Annotated in this window: 9 protein-coding genes; 4 read left to right on the top strand and 5 right to left on the bottom strand. The window is 46.8% G+C overall.

What is annotated here, in order from left to right:
- On the top strand, positions 1 to 1491 hold the full coding sequence (gene rpoN, locus FSB84_RS06340; RefSeq protein ID WP_130542363.1) for an RNA polymerase factor sigma-54: 1491 nt from the start codon (positions 1 to 3) through the stop codon (positions 1489 to 1491).
- Positions 1491 to 2168, top strand: a complete 678-nt coding sequence (locus tag FSB84_RS06335; protein ID WP_130542364.1) for a hypothetical protein — start codon at positions 1491 to 1493, stop codon at positions 2166 to 2168. Before rpoN ends, FSB84_RS06335 begins: the two co-directional genes overlap by 1 nt.
- A gap of 336 nt (positions 2169 to 2504) precedes the next feature.
- On the opposite strand, the gene FSB84_RS06330 is transcribed toward FSB84_RS06335, so the two are convergent.
- From FSB84_RS06330 to FSB84_RS06320, 3 genes are all read right to left on the bottom strand, one after another.
- Positions 2505 to 3266, bottom strand: coding sequence for a murein L,D-transpeptidase catalytic domain family protein (locus tag FSB84_RS06330; RefSeq protein WP_130542365.1), 762 nt, complete (start codon positions 3264 to 3266; stop codon positions 2505 to 2507).
- A 176-nt stretch (positions 3267 to 3442) separates the two neighbouring features.
- Positions 3443 to 4384 (bottom strand): AI-2E family transporter, encoded by a 942-nt coding sequence (locus FSB84_RS06325; protein ID WP_158643795.1) that lies wholly within the window; start codon positions 4382 to 4384, stop codon positions 3443 to 3445.
- A gap of 147 nt (positions 4385 to 4531) precedes the next feature.
- Positions 4532 to 5950, bottom strand: coding sequence for an MATE family efflux transporter (locus FSB84_RS06320; protein WP_130542367.1), 1419 nt, complete (start codon positions 5948 to 5950; stop codon positions 4532 to 4534).
- 341 nt (positions 5951 to 6291) lie between these two features.
- On the opposite strand from FSB84_RS06320, the gene FSB84_RS06315 reads away from it, so the two are divergent.
- A complete protein-coding gene (locus tag FSB84_RS06315; protein ID WP_130542368.1) occupies positions 6292 to 6762 on the top strand; it encodes an acyl-CoA thioesterase in 471 nt (156 codons plus the stop codon).
- On the opposite strand, the gene FSB84_RS06310 is transcribed toward FSB84_RS06315, so the two are convergent.
- Complete coding sequence (locus tag FSB84_RS06310) at positions 6725 to 9001, bottom strand: PAS domain S-box protein (protein ID WP_130542369.1); 2277 nt, start codon at positions 8999 to 9001, stop codon at positions 6725 to 6727. The two genes, FSB84_RS06315 and FSB84_RS06310, sit on opposite strands and share 38 nt — an antisense overlap.
- A gap of 255 nt (positions 9002 to 9256) precedes the next feature.
- On the bottom strand, positions 9257 to 10162 hold the full coding sequence (locus FSB84_RS06305; RefSeq protein WP_225979994.1) for a DMT family transporter: 906 nt from the start codon (positions 10160 to 10162) through the stop codon (positions 9257 to 9259).
- 185 nt (positions 10163 to 10347) lie between these two features.
- Here FSB84_RS06305 and FSB84_RS06300 point away from each other — a divergent pair, with 185 nt between their 5' ends.
- On the top strand, positions 10348 to 12735 hold the full coding sequence (locus tag FSB84_RS06300) for a TonB-dependent receptor (protein WP_130542370.1): 2388 nt from the start codon (positions 10348 to 10350) through the stop codon (positions 12733 to 12735).
- Positions 12736 to 12743 lie beyond the last annotated feature (8 nt).

Genomic DNA, 12743 nt, shown 5'->3' with positions numbered 1-12743 from the left:
ATGGCACTGAGTCAGAGTTTACAACAAAAGCTACTACAAAAACTTTCGCCCCAACAGATTCAACTGATGAAGCTGTTGCAGGTTCCTACTGCCAATCTTGAAGAGAGGATCAAGGAGGAACTGGAAGAAAACCCAGCTCTGGAACAGTCGGAGGAAGATCACGATGATCAGTTCGATAATGATCTGAAAGACGAGTTCGATAATAATGCAGAGGAGGATTATGAACCTGATGGCAGCGAAGAGGAATACGACAATATCGATATCAGCGAATATGTAGGTGATGAAGATGGAGAGATCGCAGATTACAAACTCCGCGACGATAACTATCCCGAGGTGGATGATAACAAAGTGGTGCCTTACCGCATCGAAACATCCTTCCATGAATTCCTGCTGGAACAACTGGGTATGCTCAAGCTTGATGATCGCAGGCGACGCATTGCCGAGCAGATCGTTGGCAGCATCGACGATGATGGTTATCTCCGCCGCGATGACGCTTCCATTGTGGATGACCTGGCTTTCCGCCAGAACATAGACAGCAATGAACAGGAAGTGGAAGAAGTGATCCGTCTGATACAGAGCTTCGATCCTGCCGGTGTTGCAGCGCGTGATCTGCAGGAATGCCTGCTGTTGCAGTTGCAGCGTCAGAAAGCCGAAGGCAAGGAAGTTGAAAAAGCCATCGCCGTGCTCACTGATTATTTCGATGAATTCACCAAGAAGCACTACGATAAGATCCAGCGCGGCCTGGGTATGAGCGATGAAGGTCTGAAAGAAGTGATCGGCCAGATCATCCGTCTCACGCCCAAGCCCGGCGGCAATCATGCCGAGACCAATAAAGCTGAAAGCTATGTGGTGCCGGATTTCTTTGTGTACAATAACGGCGGTAAACTGGAGCTTACCCTCAACTCAAAGAATGCCCCCGATCTCCGCATCAGTGAGGGTTACAAGGATATGCTGCGCGAATACGACCGCGCCAGTAAAAAAGATAAGCGACAAAAGGAAGCCGTGCTCTTCATCAAGCAAAAGATCGATGCCGCCAAATGGTTCATCGATGCCATCAAGCAAAGACAGCACACCCTCAGCAGTGTAATGGGCACCATCATGGAATACCAGCACGAGTTCTTCATGACTGGTGATGAAACAAGCCTGAAGCCCATGATCCTGAAAGATATTGCGGAACGCACCATGCTGGATATTTCCACGGTGAGCCGTGTGGCCAACAGTAAATTCGTGCAAACGGAATTCGGTACTTACCGGCTGAAATTCTTCTTCAGTGAATCCCTCAGTACTGAAAGCGGCGAAGAAGTGAGTACCCGTGAAGTGAAAAAGATCCTCAGCGATATGATCGAAGGTGAAAGCAAGAAAAAACCGCTGAGCGATGAAAAGTTAACCGAGATGCTCCAGGAAAAAGGGTATAATATTGCACGCAGAACAGTAGCCAAATACAGGGAGCAACTAAATATTCCCGTAGCCAGGTTGCGAAAAGAATTATAATGGAGAAGAACAATTTCATGGACCAGGTGATTGCTGAATCGCGCCCTCTGCCTGATCAACCAGCGTGGATCAGAACTTTTGCACAGGTAATATCTTATGTATTCCATCCCTTGTTCCTGCCATCTTACGTTACTGCCTACCTGCTTTTCATTCATCCCTATGCTTTTGCCGGTATGGCTGAAAAACAAAAAATTTTCACACTCGCCAGTGTGTTCTTCAGTACTGGTTTCCTGCCGGCCTTTGCTGTATTGTTGATGCGTGCACTTGGCTTCGTACAAAGTTTCCAGTTACGCACACAAAAAGAAAGGATCATTCCATACGTAGCCGCCATCACTTTCTATTTCTGGATCTGGTACGTATTCCACAATCTTCAGGATATTCCCGAATACTTTGTAAAGTTCCTGCTTGGCACTTTCCTCGCCGTCTGTGGAGCCTGGCTTTTCAATATCCGTTACAAGATCAGTATGCATGCCACAGGCGTTGGCGGCTTAATAACTTTCTTCCTCCTCCTTGCATTCAGCCAACGCGAAGAGACCGCTCTCTTTGTTGCCATCGCTTTCTTCATTGCCGGCCTTGTATGCACAGCGCGCTTCCTTGTAAGCGACCACACATCCAAAGAGATCTATTCCGGCCTCATCGTAGGAGTATTATTCCAACTAATTGCAGTCTGGTTATAAAAACGGTCTGTATAAGAAATAAGGAGTTTCCTCTTCTGACTGTTCCTTTTCGGTAGGCACTAACGCTCCCGGTCACCTGTATTCTACGGCCTTGCACCTTCACCCTCATTGAGCGAAGGGGTGTTGAATAGCGGCCTTCAAAACATAAGCGAAGAAGCCCGGCCTTAACCTACAGCCTCATCTCTCCATCCCACAGCTCATCATCCTTACAAAAGTAGTGGTATGTTTTACAGCCGCTGTTCAGTACCCCAGAGCGAAAAAGCTCAATCATAGGGTACGAATCCTACATTGAGCTATTTGCCATCAAACCATCTGAAGTTTATGTCCACGCTAAGTTCAGTTCAACAACCTTGATTGGTTGATATAATTCTTTGTAGGATGATAGATGAAAAGGCAGGAGCCATTCTTGATCTGGTGAATAACGTTTGATGCTTCTTTTGCGGGCAATGCCGGGCATCCGAAGCTTCTTCCGTTGAATTTATTATTGCTGATAAATTGTTTGCCAACATACTGGGAGCCGTGGATCACGATATTGCGTGCATCGGCTTTGTCGTTGAAGCCGCGTTCCAGTCCCTGTATCTTCAGGGCCAGTCCATGTTCTCCAAAGTAGGTGTTACGGGTAACATAGAATCCGAGACTGCTCTTATGGGATTCCGGACTATTGGAAAATGATTTTGCGTATTCGCCTCCCGACTTGCGTCCATGCGCCACATAAGTATTCACCAGGAGTTTCTGACTGTTTATATCGAGTACGTATAAGCGCTTTCTGCGTGAACTCTGACTGAAATCGCAGATGGAGAGGATCCCATCTTTTGCCAGTCTGCCGGCTTCCACCAGGCTGGTGTAACCTTTCCAGGCACAGGCAAATGCTTTCTTGGTCAATCCCAGTTTTTTCAACTGCATACTGTTGTAAACATTGGCGGCTTCTTCCGGCATCAGTTCCGGATTGGCAGTGTAGCGCACAACATCTTTGGGGATATACAGAACGATCTTCTCGGCAGGAGGCTCCGTTCTCTTGGAGGTACCGGTCATGAACACCGGTGATAATACTAATACAGACAACAGGCTGTAGGTGATGGATTTTACTGGACGGTACATGGTACAGGGTTTTCAAAGGTTACGGAACACGTATTATCCGATATGTAAACGGGGAATGTGGAAAAATAGTATCGTAGGATCGCCGAAAAAAAACGGGCAATACTGCATTTTCTTTATCCTGGCTATCGGGTAAAACTACCCGGCCTATGTACCAATAATATATATGGAGCTGAAAATCACGGGGAAGATTGTCGTACGCCTTTACCTCCATCATTGAATTCACTGGCATACACCTTGATCATCAACAGGAAAAAAGATATGAGGATAGGACCGAAGATCAATCCTATGAAGCCGAATATGGGAATACCGATGATCACACCGAATGCAGTGATGAGTGGATGTACATCGCCCAGTTTCTTCTGCAACCAGAATCGGGCGATATTGTCAACAGTACCGATGATGCCGAAGCCATAAACCAGCATTAGCACACCTTTGATGGGAGAGCCTTCAGCAAAGAAGATCAGGGCCAGTGGCACATAAGCAACAGCAGCGCCCACAACAGGCAGCATGGCTGCGATACATACGATCACGAACCAGAACATCGGTTCATTCACGCCCAGCAGTATAAATCCCAGTAATGCTACTACGCCCTGGAACAATGCGATCAGTGGAATACCCACGGCATTGGAGAATACCATTCCGTTCATCTCTTTCCGGATCGTGATCACATTCTCGTCTTTTAGAGGAACCCAGTCGTAGAACTTCGATTCCATCTTCCGGCCTTCCACCAGCATGAAATAAAGAATGAAGTACAACATCACGATGGTGAACAGGGTATTGAAAGTGGCGCCTAATATCTTAGGGAGGAATTCCGCTGTATAGGTAGTGATCTTTCGTATATTATCATCCGTTATGATCTCGATCTTGAAACGGGCTTCATACTGGTTCACATATTTTTCAATGGACGTGAGTATCTCATTGGAGTGTTCGATGGCGAATGCCACTTTGGAGCTCATCATGTTCACCAGCAACAATATTGGCAACAGGATCACCAGGAAGGAGATCAGCATCAGCATGGCGGCTGCAAGAGCTTTCTTCCATTTGTATTTATCCACCAGCAGGAACATCCATTTGCGCAGCAATACATAAAAGGTATAAGCTCCCAGGAATGATGGCAAAAAGAACTGTAATTGTACAAAAAGTACTATCCCACAAATATGATCACCATGAGGATCAGAATCTGTCGTACAATATTGTTGGATAAATAATTCATGCCTCCTTTTATTATGCACTAAATGTACTGAATAAAAGGGCTTCCGGCATCATCAGATCTTTACCTGTTTCCATTTACCTCTGCGGAAAAGAATAACACCTGCAATGCTGATCAGCGTTTCGGCTGTGACCACTGCAATGAACACACCGGTTGGGCCCAGTTGCATTTGAATACTCAAAAGCCAGGCCAGCGGGATCTGAAATGCCCAGAATCCGAAGAGGTTGATGAAGGTGGGAGTTTTGGTATCACCTGCTCCATTAAACGAATTGGTGACTACCATGCCCACGCCATAGAATATATAGCCGAGTGAAATGATGTGCAATGCTTTCTTTCCGTACACGGCCATAGCCTCGTTATCATTCATGAAGTAAATGATCTGATCGGCAAATACCAGGCAGATCAATGAAACAAATGCCATGAAGATGGCATTGTACAGGGCGGTTGTCCAAACCGATTTCTCGGCCCGGTCCGGTTGTCCTGCCCCGAGGTTTTGTCCAACCAATGTTGCAGCTGCATTGCTGAGGCCCCAGGCAGGTAAAAGAAAGAACATCAGTATTCGCAGCGCCACTCCATAACCTGCTACTGCATCATCTCCGAATTGCGCTACCAGCCTGTTGAGGAACATCCAGCTGGCCGATGCAATGAAGAACTGGAGAAAGGCTACCCAACTCAGGCTGTACAGGGTTTTTAGAATGGTCCATTCGATCTTGAAATAAGCGCGTTTGATATAGAGCAGACCGCGACGGGATTTGAAAAGATGATAGAGTTGATAGCATACGCCGGTACCACGACCAATAGTGGTGGCCATTGCCGCACCCGGTAATCCGAAAAAGTGGATCAGGATTGGACATAAAATGATATTGATGCCATTTGCGATCCAGAGCGTCCACATCGCGATATTGGCATTGCCTGCACCGCGGAACACTCCATTGATCAGGAACAGCAGCATGATCACCACTGATCCGCCGAACATGATCCTGGTATAGCTGGTGCCCACTTCAATCACTTCGGCCGATCCTCCCATGATACGCAATACATCGCTGGCAAAAATGGAACCGAATAAACTGATCACAACAGTTACCATCAACGCGAGGTTGATGCCTTGTGCGGCGCTTCGCGAAGCGCCTTCTATATTTTTCTCACCCACACGACGCGCTACCACAGCAGTAGCGCCCATACTCAGCGCCATCGCGGCGGAGTAAAGGATCATGAGTACCGATTCCGTCAATACCACGGTGGTCACCGCCTGCGAAGCATGACCTTCGATATGGCCTACAAAATAAATATCCACCAGCGCAAACACACTTTCCATGATCATTTCCAGCACCATGGGAATGGCCAGTAATATCACGCCTTTGCGGATACTGCCTTTGGTGAAGTCCTGGTTTTCGCTTTTGAAAGAATCTTTTATGATTGAGAAGATGCTTTGCCTGCGTTGCAATTCACCCATAGGGTTTTGTTCAAACGACATAAAATCCTCCTGTCTTGATTAATTGAATCCAATAAATAATGAGATCACAGGGAACTGCCTGCAAGGACAGTAGTGAAAGAGTAGTAAAAGATGTTCCGGGATTGTTATTGCAACAGCCTGCGGAACGATGTTAAAACTTCATATGCTGCGGCTTGAGTTTCAAAAATAATGATTTTATTTTCTGATGAACTGATCTTTTTTTCAGGTAATACTGTTATTGATCAGGTCAAAAACTGTACAATAATCAATCTGTTCTTTCAATCGGCAAGGGTAAACCGGATGAAGCGATAAAAAAAGCGGCTCTCCGCGGATATTCTTCCGATGATCATACCTTCATCATTATGGAACTCAAAAGTTTTTACATCGTTCGTTTCCCGGACTGCGATCCGTTGGCGCATCTCAACAACAGCCGCTACCTGGATTATTTTCTGAATGCTCGTGAAGATCATCTGCGCGAAAATTTCGATCTGCGCATCACTGATTTTCTCCAGCAAGGTATGGGATGGGTAGTAAGGCAACACGAGATCCAATACCTGAGACCAGCCGTGTATAACGAGAAGATCTGCATCACTTCCCAGATAATAAAACTGGAAACCTCCAACCTGGTGGTGGAATTGAAAATGTTCGATGAAAAGGAAGCGAGCCTCAAAGCTATTCTCTGGACGCATTTCACCTGCATCGATCCAAAAACCGGCAAACGGAAGGACCATACGCCGGAATTCATCGAGCTGGCAACAAGGCTCGGCATCGGCGAAGTGAATATGGAGGCCGGTATCACTGAACGTGTGAAAGCCCTGAGAAGTCTGGCCTGAGCTGGCTCATGGGTTTGAATGTGATGGTCATCCGGCAGCCTGTACCGGGTGCGGAATCTATTTTCACCCTGCCATTGAAAAGGTCTGCCCGGTTGATGATGTTCAGCAGTCCGATGCCATTTCTTTTCTCCTGCATGCTGAACCCTTTGCCATCATCTTCCACTGTCAGCGTGATGGTATCACCCTCTTGTACAACCGAAACGGACACTGAACTTGCTTTCGCGTGCTTCAGTACATTGTTGAGCTGTTCCTGCGCGATGCGGAAGATGGTCATTTTCAGTTTGTCGTCCAGCTGGTACTCATCATCGATTGCGAATTGGAAATCCACCTGCAGCTGGCTGGCTATGCGGATACTGTCTGTGAGGTCTTCCAGGCTGAGCTGCAGCCCCACATCCCGGTGATATGATTGTGTAAGGTCTTTCGATAATTTGCGGATCTCCTCGATGGCGGCAGCAATGATATCGCTGCTGCGGTTGATCAATATTTTCGGTTCTTTGTCGTCTGCGGCAAGGCTGAGGCAGAGCCTTGCCGTAGTGAGGATCTGTGTTACATTATCATGCATCTCCCTGCCGATTTCCTCCCTTTCTTTTTCCTGCGCATCGATACTGGCTTTCATGATCTCTTTCTGACGGTAGATCTTTTCTTCCATCAGCTCATGGCGCAGTTTCACTTTTTCGGTGATATCGTTGGCCAGGATCATAAAAGATTCCCTGCCTTTATAAATGATCATATGACTGATCACTTCCGCATATACGATCTCTCCGTTTTTCCGTGCCTGCTTACGGAGCAGTCGCTGATTGGTGCTTTTCCTGCCAGAATGCAGCAGGGCCCTCAGTTCTTCGAGGCCGTCCGTCATGCAGAGATCAGGGGCGGAGAGATTCATGAATTCTTTTCTCGAATAACCATAATGCTTTACTGCCGCATCGTTGGCTTCCAGGAATTTGAGTGAGATGGCATCGCAAACGCAGATGGGAAGCGGACTTTTATTGAAAAGGTCCCTGTAAAGGTTTTCGGATTCGTGAATGCGCTTCTGTGCTTTCTTTCTTTCGGTGATATCCCTGAAATTGGCTACCAGTGCATTGATGCCGGGCACGTGCAGGAAATTGGTAGCAATGCCTTCCACCTGTACAGACTTGCCGTTGCGGTGCAGCAGGGTAAGATAAATGGTGAAAGATTTACCGGGTTGCTGCATCAATCCGCCCAGCAGTTGCGTAGCATCAGGAATACTGTCAGGATGAATGAAACAAAAAACATTCTTATTGAGATAGTCTTTTCCGGACCAGCCCAGCAGTTTCTTTACTGACGGTGATCCATAAGTGAATTGTCCCATGGCATTGGCCATCATGATGAGATCAGCACTGTTCTCGATGAGTGCCCTGAATTTCAGGTCAACCTGTTTCTGTGCTTCTTCTGCCATCACGCGTTCGGTCACATCCCTGAAATTGCAAACGATGCCCTGGATCTCAGGTTTGGCCAGCAGGTTGGTGACCAATCCTTCAACATAACCGATACTGCCGTCGGGCCTGAGTGTGCGTGTTTGAACAGGCAGTGGTTTGCCTGGCCGCTTCAGGGCTTCCTGGAATTTCTCCATGGCATGGGCCCTGTCTTCTTCTGCAATAAAATGGAAAACATTTGCATTCAGGTATTGCTGCGGCGATACGCCGAACTGATTCTCGATGGATGGGCTTCCATAGATCACTTCTCCTTCCTTGTTCAGAACGGCAATAATATCCGTACTGTTCTCGATCAATGTTCTGAAATGCGCCTCGCTGGCTTTGAGGCGGGCATCATAAGTGATCTTTTCTGTAACATCCAGTGCAAAACAGGAGAGACCTGTGATCTCATTACCGTTGCGGATGGGATTGATGGAAATATCGAAAAATGCAGGCTTGTCTTTGAGAATGAATTTTTGCAGTAGTCGCTGGCTCTTGCCTTTTAAGGCATGTTCGTAGATCTTTTCCCATTCGCCTTTCTTGGTAGGGTCCAGCAATGCCAGGAGGTCCAGCATCTTATCTCCCGGTGACGCATCCACGCCAATCAGGTCTTTGATCTTTTTCCGGAGAGCGGAGTTGAGGATGATGTATTGCATGTTGCGGTCTACACTCCACACCAGCCCATCAATATGCTCCACCAGGGCCAGGAGATTGGCTTCCTGGTCCGGGATAAGTTGCTGCTCTTTTGAAGCGCGCGAAGTATGACGGGGCTGCCCCTGACCGGTTTTGATCAACGCAGTTCGCATTTTAAGTGGTGTAATTAATAAAATGATCAGTAACTGTAATCAAACAGTACAATTAGTTATAAACAGCGTTCAGCGCTACAATCAGAACTTACAGAGCCATTGGGGTTAATAAAGATTTTCAGCACTCCGCCGGAGGAGGTTTATTTACAGAGCATATCAAATATAAAAAGAATCGGTCAAATATGGTGATCCTTTACCGGTATAAAATACCGCATAAAAAAGTATGCTGTATACCAATAAAGTATAATGTATAGATTATCCTTTCTTCGCCCTTTGTACCAGATAAAGCCCACCCAACACCAGGGCCAGACCGGTGACTGTCCAGGCATTGATCGGCTCTTTCATTACCAGATTGGCGATCAGGTAGCCAAAAACCGGGCAGAGGAATAACCAGAAACTTGCTTTCAGGGGATTGTCGCGCAGCAGGAACAACCAGAGCTGAACGCCTAAAATGGATACCGGAACAGCGAGCCATAATACCGAACCGGCAAATCTGAGGTCCCAGTGATTTAACGAAGGTTCGTATGTAACTGCGGCTATAGGTAACAGAAAGATTCCTCCCAGCAGGGTTTGCCATCCGTTGATGGTGAGAATATGCAGATCACTCCAGTTCTGTTTTGAGAAATACAATACTCCGATTGAATAGCTCAGCATGCTGCAAAACAAAATAGTGAGTCCTGTAGGTGTGGCATAACTCGACTGCAACAGCGGATATGCGGCAATCAATACACCCGCTGTGCAAAGAAAAAGACTGGTCCAGGTAATAGCTTTGATGCGTTGTTTGAACAGCAATGCGCTGGTAAGACTGATCATCACAGGATTGGTGGCAATGGCCATGGAACCGAGGCCCGGCGATACATTCTTCATCGCCACCACATACAATCCGAGATAGAGGGAAATATTCAGGAAGCCGTAAACAGCCAATGGCTTCCACTCCGTTCTGGCCGGCATCCTGTTACCCATGAACAGATGGGTGATCACCAGCATGATAATCCCAGCAAAGAAAAAACGGGCAATGCAGATCACGAAAGGTTGCGCCGATTGCAGGCCCAGCTTGGTTGCTGTGGCTGCGGACGCCCAGAGGAATGCAAATAGTACGCCTGCCGTAAATAACAAGAATCCTCTCGATTGCGTTTTGTTCACCGTGATCTCATGTGCCATTTTTCTGTTGTATGTCTTGATAATTGTGGGAAGCAAAATTAAACAAAATACTATGTGATGGCAGTGAGCCATAAATTTAACCCTACCGTCATTGCAGGCTATATTTGTTAATTTTTTCTAAACAACATCCTCCGGGTAGGGGGAAAACGATTTGCTGTTGTCATAGTTTCCAAAACAATCAATTTATGATACGTTCGACGATCCGGATTCTTTCGGTTTTAATGATCCTGCTCATGCTCGTGGTGGTTGGCTTTGCACAGCCAAAGAAATTCACCATCAGTGGTTATGTGCGGGACGCATCCAGTGGAGAGGCTTTGATCAATGCTACCATTTCCATTAACCCGGGAAATGCAACTGTACAGTCCAACTCCTATGGATTCTTCTCCATTTCTCTTACTCCCGGCAAATACACGCTCACGGCCACTTATACGGGCTTTGCGGTAATCACCAGGGAAATTGCGCTGACAGAAAATTATACACTCGATCTACAGATGAAATCGTCTGCAGGCGAACTCAACGAAGTAGTGGTAACTGGTGAGAAAAGATTGAAACGAACCAATACCGTTGCACTCGGCATTCAGCAGATGAGTATCGGCCAGATCAAAAAGATCCCCGCATTCCTCGGAGAGCCGGACGTGTTGAAAGCGATGCTGACACTGCCGGGTATCACATCTGTAGGTGAAGGCGCCAACGGTTTCAACGTTCGTGGTGGTAATGTGGATGAGAACCTCATCATCATGGACGAAGCCCCGGTGTACAACTCTTCACATATGCTTGGCTTCTTCTCCGTGTTCAATCCGGATGCCGTGAAGAACGTTACACTTTATAAAGGAGCCTTCCCTGCCGAGTTTGGTGGCAGAACTTCCTCTGTTCTCGATATCCGCATGAAAGATGGTAATAACCAGAAACTGGCCGTGAATGGCGGTATCAGCACCATCTTCAGCCGTATCAGCATCGAAGGTCCGTTGAAGAAAGATGAATCTTCGTTCATCATTGCAGGCCGCCGCTCTTATATCGATGTGCTGAGCAAACCATTTATGAAGAAAGATAATCGTGACAACCAGTTCTATTTCTACGATCTAACGGGAAAGGCTAACTGGCAACTCAATGATAAGAACACCATCTATCTGAGTGGCTATTACGGAAGGGATGTTTTCTCTTTCAATAACCAGGCATTCATGGACTGGGGTAATATGACCACTACACTGAGGTGGAACCATCTTTTCACACAAAAGCTCTTCCTCAATACCAGCGTGTACTATTCTAAGTATGATTACAGTCTGAAGTTCAACTCAGAGGCAAAAGACACGAAGCAACAGAGCTACAACTGGAAATCTGATATCCAGACCTATGGCGTGAAACCCACGCTCACCTGGTATATCAGCAACAAGCACCAGGTGAAGACGGGCCTGAACTTCACCATGTACAATTTCTATCCTGGTAAAGGTGTGATGGTGGATGATGAAAACAAAGCAGAGATCAATCTCGTTCGCAGATATGGAGTAGAGTCTGCCGCATTTGTGGAAGATACCTGGAAAGTGTCGAAGGCATTGTCTGTTCAGGCAGGTGTTCGATTGAACTACTATGCTTACCTGAGCAATTCTTCTGTGTATCATTTCAGGGACACCACTGCCAATATCCGCAAGCCGCTGGATTATGAAGAGAAGGTGGGCAATGGTACAGGATCAAAGAAGAAGATCTCCGACTGGACTTACTTTGAGCCACGCGTGAGTGTGCGTTATGAGCTGAAGAAAGGAACATTCCTGAAAGCAGGTTATGCCAGGAGCTCACAATACATGCACCTGCTGAGCAATACTGCATCACCTACTCCCATCGATCTGTATTTCCCCAGCACCAACAATATCGAACCCTCTGTAACAGATCAGGTGAGCGTTGGCGTTGTGACCGTGCCTGAATTCCTCAACCTGGAATTCTCTGCAGAAGTGTTCTACAAGAAAATGAAGAATGTACTTGATTATATAGACAATGCCAACCTGGAACTGAATCCGCAGGTGGAAGCGGATCTCCTCACCGGCAAAGGAAAATCCTACGGTGTGGAACTGGAAGTGAAGAAAGAGACTGGCAAATGGCAGGGATGGATCAACTATACCTGGAGCAGGTCTTACCGCAAAACAGAAGGTATCAGTAATAACGAATGGTTCCTGAACCGTTACGACAGAACACATGTGATCAATATGGCCGTTACCCGTGAGCTGAACGACAAATGGAGTGTAAGCGCCAATTTCAACTACGGATCAGGTACACCTGCTACTTATCCGAACGTGAAGCTGGACATCCAGGGAATTCCCATTCCTTACAACACCACCGGCAAGCGAAACGATTTCAGACTGCCCGCTTATCACAGGCTGGATGTAGCCGCCACCATGAAAGGACGCCAGGGCAAGAAGCTGAAACAGGAATGGGTATTCGGTATCTATAACCTGTATGCGCGCCAGAATGCTTACTCCATCTATTTCAGACAGAATGAAGATGATCCGAAGATCAGAGAAGCAATCCGACTGAGCATTCTCGGTTCCATCATTCCTTCTATCACCTGGAACTTCAAATTCTAAAAAATCAT

The organism is Pseudobacter ginsenosidimutans (assembly GCF_007970185.1).
Classification (GTDB): domain Bacteria; phylum Bacteroidota; class Bacteroidia; order Chitinophagales; family Chitinophagaceae; genus Pseudobacter; species Pseudobacter ginsenosidimutans.
The sequence above is the reverse complement of the archived record's forward strand: the minus strand, read 5'-3'. Positions and strand labels throughout refer to the sequence as shown.